Here is a 17,491-nt window from a genome sequence, read left to right as displayed (position 1 = left end):
TTTCATTGTTTTTATATTGCTTCTGGGGTTAATAAAATAAAAAACACGCTGGGAAAGCGTGCTTAAATCTATATATAAAGGTTAAAATCAAAGGTTTACGAACAGTTTCGGATTTACTGGTGTGTTGTTTTTGTGCACCTCATAATGCAGATGCGGACCAGTAGAACGACCTGAGTTTCCGGATTTAGCGATCACCTCATTCACTTCGATCACATCGTTCGCCTTCACTTTGATTGTTGATAGGTGCCCGTAAAGTGTCGCCAAGCCATTGCCATGCGAGATTATCACGCAATTACCATAGCCACCTTTCGCGCCGGCAAAAATAACGGTCCCGCGCGCCGCAGCACGTACATCAGTTCCGTAAGGCACCGCAATATCCATTCCTTTGTGAAACTGGATCGGTTTCGCTTCAGCTGCGTCAGATTTTTGTGCTGTAGCGTTGATATTAGGCTTTTTAGAGGCAATCACATTACCCAAAGAGTCTTTCTCCGGTGAATTTTGCGCTTCCGGAACCACGCTTTTCAGAGGTTGCGCAGATGCCATCAGGATATTTCTTGGCGGAATCGGGTTCACTCGCTTTCCGAAATTTGATGAAATATAACCGTCCGTCGGGATGCCGAGCGGCACCTGCTGCAATTTGTTCTGCAAATCCATCAGATATTGGCTGTAGCGGTTGGTTTGTCTTGCAAGGTAAACAGCATTTGAAATGCTGTCCTGCGCAAGCATGGCAATTCTTGCGTCTGAAAGATTTTTTTCTGCAAGAAAAGAGTTAAGTTCTCTCACCGTTTGGTCAACCAGCGACAGTTTATTTTTCATTTCCAAATAATCCACACTGTCTTTCTGTGTGTTTATTTTCACGAGATTCACCTCGTACGTCTTGTCATTCTGTTCAGAATACATTTTCCCGATGATTACCGACTGCGCAGCAATCACGGTAAACATTAATGCGCCAATAATTTTAAGAATGGCTTTTGATTTGATTGTTTGAACTATCTTATTGTAAAATGTCATTATGTTTAAATTAGCGGCTGCAAAATTAATAAAAATCTGTCATTCCTATACGTAAGTGTCTTTTTTTAAAATAATTTAACTTTAAGTTGCCGAATGTACATCACGGAAAACTGCCACACTCCCCACCTCGGAACGGGTTTTACCCTAAATTTCCTCAATCATGACCGCACTTTTGTATATTTGTTAATTAACTAAATTTTAATGGCAAGAAAGGCTTCAGAAAATGATAAGACAATCGGCGTATTGGGAAGTGGAAGCTTCGCGACTGCGATTGTAAAAATGCTAACTGAAAACAGCAAAATCGTCCATTGGTGTGTCCGGACTGAGTTTGTAAAGGGAGCCATTGAACTGCGGCACCACAACCCCACTTACCTCACAGCCGTAAATTTCAATGTAAAACATCTTCATCTTACTACTGACGTCAATGAGCTTGTCACCGCCTGCGACATCATCGTTCTTGCAACACCTTCTATCTATCTGTCGGATTCACTTGAGAAAATGACCTGTGATTATTCGGGTAAGATCTTCGTATCCGCGATAAAAGGAATTGTACCGAAAGTGAATGATGTAGTGGCACATTATCTTCGTGATGAATTTAAAATAGGATTCCGAAGTCAGGCCGTGATCGCCGGTCCGTGTCACGCTGAAGAGGTGGCGATGGAGCGGCTTTCGTACGTGACGATTGCGACCATCGAAGAAAACCAGAAAATGCTGAGCCGAAAATTCGCCTCGCATTTTATTAAAGTAAATTGTTCTGCAGACATTTTGGGCAATGAATACAGTGCCATTCTGAAAAATATTTATGCCGTAGGAGCCGGCATTGCGAGCGGTTTGGGTTACGGAGACAACTTTACCGCCGTGTTTGTAACAAATGCGATCCGCGAGATGGAAGTTTTTCTTGAAGCCATACATGAAATGCCCCGCGATGTGAATGAAAGCGCTTATCTGGGTGACCTTTTAGTGACGGCTTATTCACTTTTTTCGCGAAACCGGAATCTTGGCAATCTTATTGGTAAAGGCTACACGGTGAAATCTGCATTGCAGTCTATGAACATGATCGCAGAAGGCTATTATGCTGCTGACTCCATCTACAAAACTTCACAGGAAAAAAACATGAAGACGCCCATCATAGATGCGGTTTACCGCATTCTGTATGAGGAGGCCAACGCAGAAATTGAGTTTAAGAAACTTACCGTTTTGCTCAATTGATCAGCATCTTTATCGGCGTTCCATCATTAAAAACGACTTGAAAAATGCCAAAATTCCGAAACCAAATTACACCCAAACCGCGGTATGATGTAGTGCTGATTGGCGGTGGAATAATGAGCGCCACGCTGGCCACCTTGCTGCACGAACTGCAGCCCGAACTGAAAATTGCAATTTTTGAACGGTTGGGACGCTTTGCGCAGGAAAGTTCGGCCGCCTGGAACAATGCCGGGACCGGGCATTCTGCATTTTGTGAACTGAATTATACCCCGCAACTTCCGGATGGCTCCATCGATATCAGCAAAGCCGAAAATATTGCAGAGCAGTTCGAAATTTCAAAGCAGTTCTGGGCTTTTCTGATTAAGCAGAATTTTATCCGCAATCCGCAAGAGTTCATCAATTCGTGTCCGCACATGAGTCTTGTGTTTGGTGAGAATGACCGCCAGTTTTTGAAAAAACGTCATGAACGTATGTCTCAATCACCGCTGTTTGAGGAGATGCAATACAGTGACGATCATGAAAAACTGCGCGAGTGGATCCCACTGATCATGAGCAAAAGAAATCCGCATGAGAAACTTGCAGCAACAAAAATGGATCTAGGGACAGATGTCAATTTCGGTACATTGACCCGGAAAATGGCACATTACCTCATCGAAGATTCCGGCGTTGAAGTATTCCTGTATCACGAAGTAAAAGATCTGGATCCGCGTGAAGACAATGCCTGGCAGATGCGCGTGAAAGACAGGCTTCATCAGCACAGCCAGCGTGTGGTAGCAGATTTTGTATTTATCGGTGCGGGTGGATATGCGCTTCCGTTGCTTGAAAGTTCAGATATCCCCGAAGGAGCAGGCTACGGCGGGTTTCCGGTTTCGGGCGAATGGCTGGTAACACACAATCCGGATCTGGTGAAGCAACACCGTGCGAAAGTGTACACGCAGGCACCGCTGGACGCACCACCGATGAGTGTTCCGCACCTTGACTTGCGCATCATCGACGGGAAAGAGGCTTTGCTTTTCGGTCCGTTTGCAAGTTTTTCCACTAAATTTTTAAAGGAAGGCAGTTATCTCGACTTGCCCGAAAGTATTAATTTCAAGAATATACGCTCGCTGTTTGGCGCATGGTGGCACAATTTACCATTAACACAATATTTGCTGCGTCAGGTTGCGATGACCAAGACGCAGCGGATTCAACATTTGCGTGAATTTATAAAAGATGCCGAAGAAAAAGACTGGGAAATAAAAGTGGCTGGTCAGCGCGTACAGATTATCAAGAAGGATGACCAATTGGGTGGAAAACTGGAGTTCGGGACAGAAGTTGTGGTAAATTCTGCGGGAACCATCGCGTCTTTGCTCGGTGCGTCGCCCGGCGCTTCTACGGCGGCTTTTGCAATGCTACAGGTGCTGGAAAAATGCTTTAAGGACAAATTTAATAATGAATGGCGCGAAAAAATCCTTCAAATATTCCCAACCTATGGCCAAAAACTGGCTGATAATCCCGAACTCGTGCGGAAAACGCGTGCGTACACCAAAGAGATTTTAAATCTTAATTACGGGGATAAGCAATAAACTGTTTTGCCTGAACCAAAGCATCTTATGGTTTGAAGATGGATTTCTTAATGGCTGCGACGCTTTCAATACGTCGCTGATGGCATAAAAATCGCTTATGGAATTTTAACATTAAAAAAATTAAATGCTATGGAAAATCCAGACAGAAATAAACCCGGGAAATTCATGATCGCCGCTATCGTGCTGCTGGTTGTCGTTATCATTTCATACCTCATCATCATGCAACTTTTTCCAAACCTCTTCATGACGTTGCCCACCGGCGATGCGCAGCCTGTAGATGCTAGACCTTAGCCAGGAAAGCGTTGAAAGAGGCTTTTGCTGAAACACTTCCGTCTTCTAAAATCTCGCCCAGTGTGAGCAACTCGATTTGGTTAACCAAATTTTGGTCAAATGGTTTTTGTACGCGCACGTAATTCTCTGTGAAACCGTACATCTTTCCGTTCCGGTTTTCATGTTCCCAAAGAACCGGAAGTGTCTTGCCAATTTGGGTGCGGTAGAACTCCATCTTCTTTTTCTCTGAAAGAATGCGAAGCATTTTGTTCCGTTTTTTACGTTCCGCAATACTTACTACGCCTTCCATGTTAGCTGCTTCCGTATTTTCGCGTTCAGAATAGGTAAACACGTGCAAATAGGAAATCGGCAGGCTGTTCAGATAGTTGTAGGTCTCCAGAAATTTCTCCTCAGTCTCACCCGGAAAACCCACGATTACATCAACGCCAATACACGCATCGGGCAATACTTCACGGATTTTCGCAATCCGGTCTGAATATAAACCCGTCAGATAGCGCCGCTTCATTTTCTTCAGAATCTCATCTGAACCGCTTTGCAGCGGAATATGAAAATGAGGCATAAACCTGCTGCTCTGCGCCACAAGTTCTATGCTTTCATCCTTCAGCAGATTGGGCTCAATCGACGAAATTCGGATCCTTTCAATTCCTGCTACCTCATCAAGTTCTGAGATCAGGTCAAGAAATGTGTGTTCATGTTTTTTGTTTCCGAATTCACCTTTGCCGTAATCGCCGATATTTACGCCGGTCAGCACAATTTCCTTTATACCTTTTGCAGCGATCTCTTTCGCGTTTTTCACTACATTTTCAATGGTGTCGCTTCGCGAAATACCGCGGGCAAGCGGAATGGTGCAATAGGTACATTTGTAATCGCAACCATCCTGAACTTTCAGGAAAGCGCGCGTTCGATCTCCTATAGAATAACTTCCGATGAAAAAATCTGTTTCCGCAATCTCACAGGAGTGAATCTGGCCGCTGGTCGACGACTTTCTCAAATCATCGAGATAGCTTAAAATATTGAATTTCTCCTTTGCGCCCAACACCAAATCTACGCCTTCGATTGCCGAAATTTCTTCGGGTTTCAGCTGAGCATAGCAGCCAATAATTACCACAAGTCCTTCCGGATTGGCCTTCATGGCACGCTTCACATGAAGTTTACATTCGCGGTCAGCATTGTCGGTCACAGAGCAGGTATTAATCACATAAATAGCCGCACGGTCGTCAAAACTCACTTTTTCATAACCTGCGGCGGTAAGTTGACGCGCGATCGTAGAGGTTTCAGCGAAGTTCAGTTTGCATCCAAGCGTGTGAAATGCAGCGGTTTTAGGGAGTAAAGTTTCCATATTAGAGGCTGCAAATTTAGCGAAATTATTCCGGAAGATTTGAAACCGAAAACTTCACAGATTTATAACAGTTATCACAGATCGTCTGAATCTGTTTTGAATTCATCACGGATCTCCTCACTTTCGGCGAAACAAACCGGCGAACTGTTCGGGCGAAGTTTTTCATCTGATTCTACTCCGCCAGATTTACGGTCTTCCGTCTTTTTATTTGAATTATTGGCTGTAGCCGCAGACTTTGACTTTTTTTTTAAATCGTCGGTTGCTTCGGTGTGTTTATTCTGACTGTCGGTTTTTTTCATCGTCTGAAATGCAAATGGAATGTTTAATTAAAGATAGAAAAAATAAAAATCAGGTCTGAAAGTGAATGCGTTGCAAAGTAATTCGATCTAAATTTTTTGATTCGCGGCATGATAAATCTCGCAAAAATTTTAAATTTGGTAAAACTAATCCAATGAAAACCCACGAAAAAAGGTGCCGAAACTGCCGTCAGCATCTGCTTCTGCATCAGCGTTTTTGCCACCAGTGCGGACAGAGAACCGATACGCACCGCATCAACCTCCATTTTTTGATTCACGAGCTACAGCACGGTGTTTTTCATGTTGACAGCGGAATTCTATTTACGCTCCGCGAACTTTTCACACGTCCCGGACATTCGATCCGCGAATATATTGATGGAAAACGTAAGCCACACTTCCCGCCTTTTACGCTCGTAGTGATTTTGGGGTCGGTTTGTGCACTGGTTCAATATTTTTTTAAAAAAGAAACCAAAGAAGGCGAAGGGCTCACGACGAAAAAAGGTACGGGCGATGCATCTTTAGAAAGGTACGTGGATTTTGAAGGTCTTGTGAATTACTTCCGTCACATCATCGACTGGTTCACCGAGCATTTTGCGTTCACTGTTTTGCTTGTTCTCCCGGTTGCGGCATTGGGTTACTTTTTAGGCTTCCGAAAATACCGGCTGAATTATCCCGAATGGCTTGTCGTAATGCTTTTCCTGGCCGGACAATCGCTCGTACTCTATATTCCCTTTATATTTCTCAACCATTTTCTTGGTAACCAGAACGGCTGGTTTTTTCTCCTTTCATGGGGAATTATCACGTTTTCTCTGATGCAGTTCTTTGACGAAAGGGGCCACCGGTACATTTTTCTCCGTTCTTTGTGGTCAACGTTTTTAACGTACTTTTTCTCAGTGATTTACCTGGTGCTTGCCGCGCTGATATTTACGGTAATTGGGATTTTACTTTACGGATACGAGGGTATTTTCACCAAGATCATCGAGAAAATATGACAAGTGTTATGAATTAGCTAAAAACAGGGAAAGGTCATTTTTGCCATCATTTAAATATTTACCTTTGCACCTAAAATTTTTAGCAAAGCAATTATGAATTTTGAAAACTTTACCATTCCGTTTGATATCAACCCTGAATATTCTAAAAAAGTCGCGTACTTCTCGATGGAATTCGCCATCGACCAGGCACTGAAAATCTATTCCGGCGGCCTGGGTTTTTTAGCCGGATCGCACATGCGGAGTGCTTATAACCTGAAGCAGGACCTCGTAGGAATAGGTATTTTGTGGAAATTCGGTTATTATGACCAGGCACGCAATCATGACCAGACCCTGCAGCCGACATGGACCAAAAAGATGTATTCATTTTTGGTTGATACCGGAATTAAGTTTCAGATCGAAATTCACTCGGCGCCGGTTTGGGTAAAAGCGTATTACCTTGATCCCGAAATTTTCCATACCGCACCCATGTTCTTCCTTTCTACGGACGTGCCGGAAAATGATCATGTTTCAAAAACCATCTCTCACCGTCTTTATGATGCGAATGAATCAACGAAACTTGCGCAATACATCCTCCTCGGAAAAGGCGGCGCGAAACTTCTTGATGAGATCAAACTTACACGCGATGTCTATCACCTGAATGAAGCACACGGTTTACCTGCGGCGTTTTACTTACTTAAAAAGTTCGGCGGTGATCTTGCGAAAGTAAAAGAGAAACTCGTTTTCACTACGCACACCCCTGAAGAAGCCGGGAACGAAAAACACGACCTTTTCCTGTGCCATAATATGTCTTATTTTTCCGGACTTTCGATTGAGGAAGTGCGTGCGATAGAAGGCGAACAGGACGACAGATTCAATCACTCACTGTGCGCGCTGAAGGTGGCACGTATTGCCAATGGCGTATCGCAGCTTCACGGCAAGGTTTCGCGAAAAATGTGGAACAAATATCCCGGGATTTGCGAAATAAAGGCGATCACGAACGCTCAGGAGTTTAAATACTGGGCCGATAAACCGCTTTATGACGCGAAAGATGAGAATGACACGATGACATTTGATTTCCGCAAGAAGCATTTGAAAAAAAGAACGTTCAAGATCGTGGCCGACCAAACCGGAAACCTTTTTGATCCGAATGTTTTCACGATTGTTTGGGCGCGCCGTTTCGCAGGATACAAGCGTGCTGACATTCTTTTGCACGATAAAGAACGATTTGAGAAACTGCTGAACAACCCGAAATATCCTGTACAGATCATCTGGGCCGGAAAACCGTATCCGATGGATTATTCGGCGATCTCTACCTTTAATACGCTTGTTGAAGAAAGCAAGAATCATAAGAATATGGCCGTGCTAACAGGCTATGAGTTGGCTTTGAGCAAAGCTTTAAAGCAAGGTTCTGATCTCTGGCTGAATAACCCGAGAGTTCCGCGCGAGGCCTCAGGAACTTCGGGAATGACCGCGGCGATGAACGGCTCAGTAAACCTTTCCACAGACGATGGCTGGATTCCGGAATTTGCCAAAAACGGAGTGAACGGTTTCGTGGTGCCACAAGCCGATTATGAGAACATGAGCGTTTATGATCAGGATAATTTTGATCTCGAGAACCTCTACAACGTCCTGGAGAACGAAATCCTGCCGATGTATTATGACCAGCCCGATAAGTGGAGAAAAGTACAGCAACAGGCGATGGATGACGTGAAAACCGCGTTCAACAGTGACCGTATGGCCGATGAGTATTATAAGCAGATTTACGCTTAGCAAGTTTTTAAATATTTAAACACAATCCGGAAAATTCGTTTCCGGATTTTTTTGTACCTAATGTTCTTAATTAAGTATTTAAAATTCCATTCAAAATTTTCACCAAGATTTAAAAGCCGGATTTAAGGTCAAATCCGTATTTTTGCGATATGACAAACAGTGACCAGCTCAAAGATGTACAGGCGCGTGTAGCCGATTTATATAAGTTCCTTCAGATCGAAAAAAAGAAAATAGAGATCACCAACGATGAAGAAAAAACCGTGTCGCCGGAGTTTTGGGACAATCCGAAGGAGGCTGAAGCGTTCATGAAGCAACTTCGCTCTAAGAAAAAATGGGTGACTGATTATGAAGAGATCGTTAGCCGTTTCGAAGACATCCAGGTTTTGATAGAATTTGCGAAAGAAGATCCCGATTCAGAAAAAGAACTTGATGAAGCCTTTCCTGTGCTTGTAGAAAAGATCGAAGACCTTGAGTTCCGAAATATGCTTTCAAACGAAGGCGATGAGCTTTCGGCCGTTCTTCAGATCACCGCCGGTGCCGGTGGTACCGAATCCTGCGACTGGGCATCGATGCTGATGCGGATGTACACGATGTGGGCCGAAAAACAGGGTTACAAACTCCGCGAACTCAACTTTCAGGAAGGCGATGTAGCGGGGATAAAGACCGTAACACTCGAGATAGACGGAGAATTTGCTTTCGGCTATCTGCGCGGCGAAAACGGCGTGCACAGGCTGGTGAGAATCTCACCGTTTGATTCAAATGCAAAACGCCACACGAGTTTCGTTTCCGTCTACGTGTATCCTTTGGTGGATGACACTATCGAAATCAACATCAATCCTGCCGACATATCATTTGAAACCATGCGATCCAGTGGTGCGGGTGGCCAGAACGTAAACAAAGTAGAAACTGCCGTAAGACTTCGCCACGCTCCTACCGGAATCATCATAGAAAACTCTGAAAGCCGTTCCCAGCTTCAGAACAAAGAAAAGGCAATGCAGCTCCTGCGTTCAAGACTTTACGAAATGGAACTTGAGGAAAGGATGAAAGCCAGAAACGAGATCGAAGCCGGCAAAATGAAGATTGAGTGGGGCAGCCAAATCCGGAATTACGTCATGCATCCCTATAAACTGGTGAAAGATGTGCGTTCGGGTTATGAAACGTCGGATGTAGACGGCGTGATGAACGGTAACCTTACACCTTTCCTTAAAGCCTTCCTTATGGCAGACGGCACCGCCGCAACCGAAGACGACTTTTCGCTCTGATGTTTTGGGAAACTTTAACTATATAAATTTTCCGAAAAAACTGCCCTTTTGTTACCTTTGTGAATATGGGAAATTTTGAGAGTTGGAAGGATTTGCTGAATCCTGAATTTTATATACAAATGGGCGGTTTCTGGCTCATTTTGTTTATCATTTTTGCTGAGACCGGCCTGTTCGTCGGCTTCTTTTTACCTGGCGACAGCCTTCTGTTCGTGTCCGGAATCTATGCCGTAGAGATCATCAATGAATCAATAGGTTCCACTGGAAGCGACTTTCTCGATACCACCATTCTCGCAACCGCTGTGGCTGTGGCAGCCATTATTGGAAATGAAGTTGGATACTGGTTTGGTTTAAAAGCCGGCCCGGCACTTTACAAAAAAGAAGACACTTTCCTCTTTAAGAAAAAATACCTGTTTCAGGCGCATGACTTTTTCGAGCAGCATGGGGCGCTGGCTGTGATCATGGCTCGCTTTCTTCCTGTTGTACGAACCTTTACGCCTATCGTTGCAGGCATCGTGAAGATGGATAAAGGCCGGTTTCTGATAGATAATATCATCGGTGCCTTTTTATGGTCTTTCTCATTAATTTTTGCGGGTCATTATCTGGATAAGATCTTCCTTGACGAATTCGGTATTGACCTTAAAACCCATCTTGAAATCATCATCCTGATCATCGTGCTGGTCACTACGGTCCCACTTGTATTAAAATTCTTCTTCGGAAAGAAAAACACGAAAGATTATAGCCAGCATTAATGCTATTAAATACTAAAAAAGCAATCTAAAATTTAGATTGCTTTTTATTTTCTGTTAAAAACTCAGCTTAAAGCGTGCCGCTATTCAATTGAAAAGATCACGCACCTTATCAAAGAAAGTCTTTTCCTTTCCGGAAGGTTCGGCCATCATTTCGCCGTTTTCAATCTGTTTCTCAAAGAAGGCACGCTGCTCCGGAGACAAATGCTGCGGCGTCCACACATTAATATGTACAAACATATCGCCTTTCCCGTAGCTGTCTATACTAGGCAATCCTTTGCCTGAGAGTCTCAGGATTTTGCCGGATTGCGTTCCCGCATCCACTTTTATCTTCACCTTTCCGCCAACCGTCGGAATCTCTTTTTGAGTTCCCAAAGCGGCCTCCGCGAAAGAGATGTATAATTCCTGATGAAGGTTGTCACCTTCGCGTTTGATGCTACCATCTGCCTCTTCTTCTACCACCACGAGTAAATCGCCCGGATTGCCACCGAACGGCGCATCATTACCCTTGCCGCGGACATTGAGCTGAATACCCTCGCGCGCGCCTGCCGGGATGTTGATGGTTACTTCTTCATCTTCTTTAATCAAACCCTGAGCGTTGGCACCAGCAGGAATTTTATCGGCAATTTTACCTATACCCTGGCACGTACCACACGTAGTTTGCGTCTGCATCTGTCCGAACATCGTGTTCATCACCTTCATCTGCACACCGGCACCGTTACAGGTAGTACACGTTTTTGAAGTGGCACCCGGCGCCATCTTCATTTTTTTCACTTTGATGGTTTTCTGCGTACCGTTTACCATTTCCTCCAGGTTCAGCCTGATGCGAACCCGAAGATTTGAGCCGCGTGCCTGCTGACGCTGACCGCCACCGGCAAATCCGCCGCCACCGAAATGACCGCCGAAAATATCACCAAACTGCGAGAAAATATCTTCCATATTCATCCCGCCACCGAAACCGCCACCGCCGAAGCCGCCGCCATTCACGCCCGCATGTCCATACTGGTCATAACGCGCTTTCTTATTATCGTCGCTGAGCACTTCGTAGGCTTCTGCCGCCTCTTTGAATTTTTCTTCTGCGGTCTTGTCACCTGGATTTTTATCAGGGTGATATTTTAAAGCCATTTTCCGGTAAGCTTTCTTTATCTCGTCTGCGGACGCACTTTTAGAAACTTCCAGAATTTCGTAATAATCTCTTTTTGTCATCTTTTAAATAGGATAAGTAATGAAGAATGGGTAATGGGTAGTTGCCTGAAAACCCACTAATCATTGCTGATATTTTAGTTTCCGGTAACTACTTTGCTGAAACGGATCACGCGGTCATGCAACTGATAACCGGTTTCCACTACGTCGACAATCTTTCCTTTCAGCTCTTCTGAAGGTGCGGGAATCTGCGTAATGGCTTCATGAAAATCTACGTTGAAATCGTCTCCGGCTTTCACTTCGATGGGCTTCAGACCTTTTTCTGTGAGTTTAGTCTTAAGTTTTTGATAGATGAGCTCCACTCCCTGAAGATCTGCTTCATTGCCGTTTTTCGCAATTTCTTTCAAGGCACGCTCAAAGTCATCCAAAACTCCTAACATCGAAATCATCATATCCTGATTCGCGTATTGGAAGAATTCCATCTTTTCTTTCGTGGTGCGTTTTTTATAGTTTTCAAACTCTGCGAAAAGTCTGATATAGCGGTCTTTCTCGTCTGCCAAAAGTTCCTCCGCAGAAGGTGTCTCTGCCACATTTTCAGGCTGGTTATTCTCTACATTTTCATTGGATTCTTCCTGCAAATTCAGTTCATCTTCCTGAAATTCTTTATTTTCTGACATAATTATACAATTTATCCAGCAACGTTCTCAAAGATTTTGCCAAATCAGGGATACGGACATTTAGGCAGATTTTAGTGCAGCGGCAACCGGTAAGAGAAGCCACCCGAAACAAAATAGGATGGCGAAAGTTCAGAAAGTCCGGCGCCCGCTGATATATCTAAGGAAAAGTTTTGATTTAAAAGCAGCATTGCGCCTGCATCAAAGCGGTGATCGGCACTTTCATATTTATTCAGATAACCGTAAAATTCAGCAAAGAGAGACAAGTGATCTGCAGCTTTGTAGCTTGCGGCAATGGTATAGAGCGCACTTGCGTCAGGAGTTTCTCCATTCCATTCTGCACCCAGATTATAACTGAGCTCGAAATGATCTGAAAACGCATTGCGGAAAAGAAACCTGAAATCCGGCGCGACATAAGTAGATTGCAGGTCTGCAGTCGCTAATTCCGCAAAGGTGAGATGACCAACGAAGGAAATGTCCGGAATAAAACCTTTACTTTTTATTAACGATGTTTTAAAACCAACCGCTACCGGAGAAAGACCTGAAATTCTTCTGCCTGCCCTACTTTCGGTTGTGAAATCGGTTTGAAGTCGAAATTCAACATTTGGAGTGATTCCGTACCGCCACAATAGCGTGGGATGGTAAATAGTTTGTGCATCATTGTGCACTTTCTCATACATAAATCCGGTTTCAGCCTGCAGATACCGATGAGGAACGGTTGCGGGAGATTCGGTTTGATCGGGCCTGTCGGTCTCAATCTGTTCCTGCGCAAAATTCAGAATTGGAACCGCAAGTAAAAATACTGCAAAACTTAGCGCTTTCATATGTTGGTGAATGTTTCGAGCAGCAGATATAGATTAAGGGCAATAATGATCGCGGCAATTATCCAAACCAAAATTTTAAGCCATGATTTATTCACGAATTCGCCCATTTTAAGTTTTGAGCCGGTGAACATCACTAACGGAACGACCGCGAAGCTCAGCTGCATAGATAAGATGACCTGGCTGAGTACCAATAAATCGGTTGTGCCTTTTTCGCCATATAAAACAGTAACAATCAAGGCCGGAATAACCGCAATCAACCTGGTGATCAGGCGGCGAAGCCAGGGTTTGAGACGGATGTTCAGAAAACCTTCCATCACGATCTGGCCGGCAAGCGTACCGGTGAGTGTAGAGTTCTGGCCTGAAGCTAAAAGAGCCACGGCGAATACAATGCTCGCAAGCGTGGTCCCCAAAAGCGGTGTCAGCATTTTGTGAGCATCATGAATATCTGCAATATCCTGATTTCCCGTCGTGTGAAACGTGGCTGCAGCAACGATAAGAATCGCTGCATTAATAAAGAAGGCGAGAAAAAGCGACACCGTACTGTCGATAGTGGCAAACTTGATGGCTTCTTTCTTTCCCTCCGTCGTCCGCTCATAATTTCGGGTTTGTACGATGCTGCTGTGCAGATACAAATTGTGCGGCATCACGGTGGCGCCCAAAATCCCGATCGCAATATAGAGCATCGCCGGATTGGTGACGATCTCTTTCTGAGGAACAAGACCACTTAAAATGGGGAAGATATCGGGTTTACTTAATATTATTTCATACGCAAAACATCCTAAGATGACGATGATCAGACCTGCAACGATACTTTCGATATAGCGGAAACCTTTAGCCTGAAGAAAAAGTATGATGAAAACATCAATCACGGTGATCACTACGCCCCATGTAAGCGGAATGCCGAAAAGCAGATTCAGCGCAATGGCCGCACCAATCACTTCCGCCAGGTCGCAGGCCGCAATCGCAATCTCGCAGAAGACCCAAAGGATAAAATTCGTCACCGGATCAAAATGGTCGCGGCAAGCTTGTGCTAAATCACGCTCCGCAACGATGCCTAGTTTTAGCGAGAGATGCTGCAAAATGATCGCGAACAGATTTGAAATGAGCACCACAGACAGCAATGCATAGCCGAACTGTGCGCCGCCGGCAATATCGGTCGCCCAGTTGCCTGGATCCATATAGCCGACCGCGACCATAAGACCGGGCCCTGTAAATGCAAAAAGTTTCCGCCAGAAACCGGCATTTTTCGGAATGTTTACACTCGAAAAGACTTCAGGCAGCGAATCTGCGCGGCGTGCGTAACGCCAACCATTATTTATATTTTTCAAAATGTTAGATTAGTCTAACAAATATATTAAATTAATAGAAGCCTCCAAATAAAAGCAAAAAAAATCCCGGACAAGCCGGGAAGTAAATTAAATATTGATCACTATTTCGTGAATCTGATTGCTGTTTTTCTGTCTTTTTCACGCTCCATGTCACTGGCAGACTCCTCTACTGTGGCAAACTCTTCTCCATATCCTTCAGCTGAAACCACCTGCGGAGAAGCGAGTGCAGCCTTCACTGCGTTCGCGCGGTCCTGTGATAGCTTCTTGTTCATATCATCATCTCCTTTTTTATCGCTATAAGCACCGATTTTAATTTTAGCATCAGGATAAGCCGCTAAAATTGCTTTTATATTATCAAGCTGAACCTGAGATTCAGGTGTAAGTTTAGTTGAATTAAACTCGAAATTCAGGTTATCAAAATTGAACCATCTGTCCTTCAGTGCATCCTCATCTGCATTTTTATATTCTTCGGAATTTAAAAAAGCTACAATTTGGTCTTCTATTCCACCACGGTACGCATTTACATTGCTACCCGATGGCAATGCCACTGACATGGATTCGCGGTTTGCGGCAGTCATCGAGCTGTCGGCTAAAGAATCTGTAAGCACTGCAGCCGGTTCAGACTGTACTGCGGTAGAATCCGTCATCACAGTAGTTTGCTCGGCAGATTTGTCACATTGTCTCCAGAGGAACCACGCAGCCAGCGCCAGCAAGATAAGCGGCAGGAGCCATCTCCATAGTGAACCTTCTTTGTGAACATCATTTCTGTCTACATGCACATGCGTATTTCCTCCTCTGTTCACATCTACGGTAGATGTTTCATCAGGCTCGGCAGAAGTGATCTTAGCGGCATCCGGATATTCATCAGCATTTGCCAAACTGCCTTGTGCGGTCTCAGCAAATGTGAATCCAGCCGGAACAAGTGATGCAACATTTTGGCGCTCATCACGCAGCAGAGACGCAATGCCCGATGCATCCATGTTTTGATCCTCGGCATATTTACCAATAGAACCCACAGCAGCACCGGTCACGGTATATAGAAGTGAATTTGCCGACGTATTGTTTATTCCCGCATATTCTGAAACGGAATTTACCAAATTAGGTACGCGGTCACCAAAAATTGCTGACAACACCGTAGCAACCATTGAGTTACCCGCTGTTCCGCTCAGCAAATTGCCCAAAAGGCCACTTGCAGAGGAATTGCTTATCGTACTTTGTACACCGGGTTTATCTGCGTTATCAGCCAGTGCCGTAAAGACTGAAGGCAATAAAACGCTCACCGCTTTCGATACGGCAGATTCACTTTCACCCAACTGTGTGGCACTCTGCGAAATAAGTGCAGGACCCAGTTGACCACGAATAAGATCAATAATGTTTAATGACATAGTAGTTTATTTTAAAATTTAACATTCAGAAAAACCTGATGCAAATTTTAATCCAAACGAACTACTGCTTTCGGCTATAACTATATCTTCTAATATGCTTTTGCAAATATTACGCGCTGCGCGGAAGGCTTTCCAGTAATCATTGAAACTCCCTCTTCAAGCTCATTATCCAATGGTATGCAGCGTATCGTGGCTTTTGTTTCGTTCTTAATCTGTTCTTCCTCTTCTGCTGTTCCGTCCCAATGTGCGGAAATGAAACCACCCTTTTCTTCAAGAACTTTTTTGAATTCTTCGTAGCTGTCCACTTTCGTAATGTGGGAATCGCGATATTCCAGTGCTTTGTTATAGATATCATGCTGAATGGTTTTCAGCAAATCTTCGATATAAGAATCAAGACCTTCGAGCGCGATGGTTTCCTTTGTAAGATTGTCGCGGCGAGCGATTTCTACGGTGCGGTTTTCAAGGTCGCGCGCACCAAGCGCGATACGTACCGGTACACCTTTAAGTTCATACTCGGCAAATTTCCAGCCCGGTTTGTTTTCTGTACGGTTATCGTATTTAACAGAAATTCCTTTTGCTTTGAGTTTTTGCTGGATATCAAAAGCAACCTCATCAATCTGTTTTAGCTGTTCTTCACCTTTAAAGATCGGTACAATCACCACCTGAATCGGTGCTAATGACGGTGGCAATACAAGCCCAAAATCATCAGAATGCGTCATGATCAAAGCACCCATCAGACGTGTTGAAGTTCCCCACGAAGTTCCCCATGCGTGCTCGATCTTTCCTTCGCGGTTGGTGAATTTCACATCAAATGCTTTCCCAAAATTCTGTCCCAGGAAGTGCGAAGTACCCGCCTGCAAAGCTTTTCCGTCCTGCATCAAAGCCTCGATGCAATAAGTCTCATCTGCACCGGCAAACCTTTCGCTTTCAGTTTTGAGTCCGCGGATCACCGGAATGGCCATGAACTTTTCAGCAAAATCTGCATATACTTCAAGCATTTTTTCAGATTCCCCGATGGCTTCTTCTTTCGTGGCGTGTGCTGTGTGACCTTCCTGCCAAAGGAATTCAGCAGTACGGAGGAATAAACGCGTACGCATTTCCCAACGAACTACATTTGCCCATTGATTAATCAGAATCGGTAAATCACGGTAAGATTGTATCCAGTTTTTATAAGTATTCCAGATGATAGCTTCAGAAGTTGGTCTTACGATGAGCTCCTCTTCAAGTTTCGCTTCCGGATCTACAACGAGTTTTTTCGGATCGTCCGGATCGGTTTTCAGACGGTAATGCGTCACTACGGCGCATTCTTTGGCAAAACCTTCGGCATTCTTCTCTTCAGCTTCGAACAGACTCTTGGGTATGAATATCGGGAAGTAAGCATTTTCGTGGCCGGTTTCTTTAAACCTTCGGTCCATCTCATCTCTCATTTTTTCCCAAATTGCATAGCCATAAGGTTTGATAACCATGCAGCCGCGAACACCCGAATTTTCAGCCAGGTCAGCTTTTACTACGAGTTCATTGTACCATTTGCTGTAATCTTCGGCGCGCGAAGTAAGTTTTGCCATTTTTTATCTATCTTTGATTTAACTTTTGCAGATTTGCTATATCTAATATTCACAGTGGTTTCAAGCCATAATAAAACTTTTCGGCAGTATTATTTTGGTATGAATTGCAAATATA

General features: G+C 44.2%; 16 protein-coding genes. 7 read left to right on the top strand and 9 right to left on the bottom strand.

Annotated features, from left to right (window positions below; all coding sequences use genetic code 11):
- Positions 1–87: 87 nt before the first annotated feature.
- Positions 88–942, bottom strand: coding sequence for a M23 family metallopeptidase (locus H9628_RS05030; RefSeq protein ID WP_394368179.1), 855 nt, complete (start codon positions 940–942; stop codon positions 88–90).
- A 270-nt stretch (positions 943–1,212) separates the two neighbouring features.
- On the opposite strand from H9628_RS05030, the gene H9628_RS05025 reads away from it, so the two are divergent.
- From H9628_RS05025 to H9628_RS05015, 3 genes are all read left to right on the top strand, one after another.
- Positions 1,213–2,220 (top strand): NAD(P)H-dependent glycerol-3-phosphate dehydrogenase, encoded by a 1,008-nt coding sequence (locus tag H9628_RS05025; protein WP_251833034.1) that lies wholly within the window; start codon positions 1,213–1,215, stop codon positions 2,218–2,220.
- A 44-nt stretch (positions 2,221–2,264) separates the two neighbouring features.
- A complete protein-coding gene (gene mqo / locus H9628_RS05020; RefSeq protein WP_251833033.1) occupies positions 2,265–3,782 on the top strand; it encodes a malate dehydrogenase (quinone) in 1,518 nt (505 codons plus the stop codon).
- A gap of 129 nt (positions 3,783–3,911) precedes the next feature.
- Positions 3,912–4,073 (top strand): hypothetical protein, encoded by a 162-nt coding sequence (locus tag H9628_RS05015; RefSeq protein ID WP_251833032.1) that lies wholly within the window; start codon positions 3,912–3,914, stop codon positions 4,071–4,073.
- On the opposite strand, the gene mtaB is transcribed toward H9628_RS05015, so the two are convergent.
- Positions 4,063–5,412, bottom strand: a complete 1,350-nt coding sequence (gene mtaB, locus H9628_RS05010) for a tRNA (N(6)-L-threonylcarbamoyladenosine(37)-C(2))-methylthiotransferase MtaB (RefSeq protein ID WP_251833031.1) — start codon at positions 5,410–5,412, stop codon at positions 4,063–4,065. The genes H9628_RS05015 and mtaB overlap by 11 nt on opposite strands.
- 74 nt (positions 5,413–5,486) lie before the next feature.
- Positions 5,487–5,711, bottom strand: coding sequence for a hypothetical protein (locus tag H9628_RS05005; protein WP_251833030.1), 225 nt, complete (start codon positions 5,709–5,711; stop codon positions 5,487–5,489).
- 152 nt (positions 5,712–5,863) lie between these two features.
- Between H9628_RS05005 and H9628_RS05000 the strand changes: the two genes are divergently transcribed.
- From H9628_RS05000 to H9628_RS04985, 4 genes are all read left to right on the top strand, one after another.
- Positions 5,864–6,700, top strand: a complete 837-nt coding sequence (locus H9628_RS05000; RefSeq protein ID WP_251833029.1) for a DUF3667 domain-containing protein — start codon at positions 5,864–5,866, stop codon at positions 6,698–6,700.
- 93 nt (positions 6,701–6,793) lie between these two features.
- Entirely contained in the window at positions 6,794–8,449 is a 1,656-nt protein-coding gene (gene glgP, locus H9628_RS04995; protein WP_251833028.1) for an alpha-glucan family phosphorylase, read from the top strand.
- Positions 8,450–8,598: 149 nt separating this feature from the next.
- On the top strand, positions 8,599–9,711 hold the full coding sequence (prfB, locus tag H9628_RS04990) for a peptide chain release factor 2 (protein ID WP_251833027.1): 1,113 nt from the start codon (positions 8,599–8,601) through the stop codon (positions 9,709–9,711).
- 65 nt (positions 9,712–9,776) lie between these two features.
- Positions 9,777–10,460 (top strand): DedA family protein, encoded by a 684-nt coding sequence (locus H9628_RS04985; protein WP_251833026.1) that lies wholly within the window; start codon positions 9,777–9,779, stop codon positions 10,458–10,460.
- 84 nt (positions 10,461–10,544) lie between these two features.
- Here H9628_RS04985 and dnaJ read toward each other — a convergent pair whose 3' ends face one another.
- The 6 genes from dnaJ to proS all read right to left on the bottom strand — a co-directional run bounded on the left by dnaJ (position 10,545) and on the right by proS (position 17,376).
- Positions 10,545–11,663 (bottom strand): molecular chaperone DnaJ, encoded by a 1,119-nt coding sequence (gene dnaJ, locus H9628_RS04980; protein WP_251833025.1) that lies wholly within the window; start codon positions 11,661–11,663, stop codon positions 10,545–10,547.
- Positions 11,664–11,737: 74 nt separating this feature from the next.
- On the bottom strand, positions 11,738–12,277 hold the full coding sequence (locus tag H9628_RS04975; protein WP_251833024.1) for a nucleotide exchange factor GrpE: 540 nt from the start codon (positions 12,275–12,277) through the stop codon (positions 11,738–11,740).
- 71 nt (positions 12,278–12,348) lie between these two features.
- Complete coding sequence (locus H9628_RS04970) at positions 12,349–13,098, bottom strand: transporter (protein WP_251833023.1); 750 nt, start codon at positions 13,096–13,098, stop codon at positions 12,349–12,351.
- On the bottom strand, positions 13,095–14,426 hold the full coding sequence (locus tag H9628_RS04965) for an Nramp family divalent metal transporter (RefSeq protein WP_251833022.1): 1,332 nt from the start codon (positions 14,424–14,426) through the stop codon (positions 13,095–13,097). The genes H9628_RS04970 and H9628_RS04965 overlap by 4 nt, the downstream gene beginning before the upstream one ends.
- 101 nt (positions 14,427–14,527) lie before the next feature.
- Complete coding sequence (locus tag H9628_RS04960) at positions 14,528–15,811, bottom strand: OmpA family protein (RefSeq protein WP_251833021.1); 1,284 nt, start codon at positions 15,809–15,811, stop codon at positions 14,528–14,530.
- 89 nt (positions 15,812–15,900) lie between these two features.
- Complete coding sequence (gene proS, locus H9628_RS04955; RefSeq protein WP_251833020.1) at positions 15,901–17,376, bottom strand: proline--tRNA ligase; 1,476 nt, start codon at positions 17,374–17,376, stop codon at positions 15,901–15,903.
- Between the last annotated feature and the right edge of the window lie 115 nt (positions 17,377–17,491).

The organism is Kaistella pullorum, from assembly GCF_014837035.1.
Taxonomy (GTDB): domain Bacteria; phylum Bacteroidota; class Bacteroidia; order Flavobacteriales; family Weeksellaceae; genus Kaistella; species Kaistella rhinocerotis.
Note: the sequence above shows the minus strand (reverse complement) of the source record. Positions and strands in the feature narration are given on the sequence as shown.

Coding starts and splice junctions, on each gene's coding strand:
- dnaJ (WP_251833025.1), bottom strand. CDS start 11,663: ATGACAAAAAGAGATTATTACGAAATTCTGGAAGTTTCTAAAAGTGCG.
- H9628_RS04985 (WP_251833026.1), top strand. CDS start 9,777: ATGGGAAATTTTGAGAGTTGGAAGGATTTGCTGAATCCTGAATTTTAT.
- mtaB (WP_251833031.1), bottom strand. CDS start 5,412: ATGGAAACTTTACTCCCTAAAACCGCTGCATTTCACACGCTTGGATGC.
- H9628_RS05030 (WP_394368179.1), bottom strand. CDS start 942: ATGTTTACCGTGATTGCTGCGCAGTCGGTAATCATCGGGAAAATGTAT.
- glgP (WP_251833028.1), top strand. CDS start 6,794: ATGAATTTTGAAAACTTTACCATTCCGTTTGATATCAACCCTGAATAT.
- proS (WP_251833020.1), bottom strand. CDS start 17,376: ATGGCAAAACTTACTTCGCGCGCCGAAGATTACAGCAAATGGTACAAT.
- prfB (WP_251833027.1), top strand. CDS start 8,599: ATGACAAACAGTGACCAGCTCAAAGATGTACAGGCGCGTGTAGCCGAT.
- H9628_RS04960 (WP_251833021.1), bottom strand. CDS start 15,811: ATGTCATTAAACATTATTGATCTTATTCGTGGTCAACTGGGTCCTGCA.
- H9628_RS05000 (WP_251833029.1), top strand. CDS start 5,864: ATGAAAACCCACGAAAAAAGGTGCCGAAACTGCCGTCAGCATCTGCTT.
- H9628_RS04975 (WP_251833024.1), bottom strand. CDS start 12,277: ATGTCAGAAAATAAAGAATTTCAGGAAGATGAACTGAATTTGCAGGAA.
- H9628_RS05005 (WP_251833030.1), bottom strand. CDS start 5,711: ATGAAAAAAACCGACAGTCAGAATAAACACACCGAAGCAACCGACGAT.
- mqo (WP_251833033.1), top strand. CDS start 2,265: ATGCCAAAATTCCGAAACCAAATTACACCCAAACCGCGGTATGATGTA.
- H9628_RS04970 (WP_251833023.1), bottom strand. CDS start 13,098: ATGAAAGCGCTAAGTTTTGCAGTATTTTTACTTGCGGTTCCAATTCTG.
- H9628_RS05015 (WP_251833032.1), top strand. CDS start 3,912: ATGGAAAATCCAGACAGAAATAAACCCGGGAAATTCATGATCGCCGCT.
- H9628_RS05025 (WP_251833034.1), top strand. CDS start 1,213: ATGGCAAGAAAGGCTTCAGAAAATGATAAGACAATCGGCGTATTGGGA.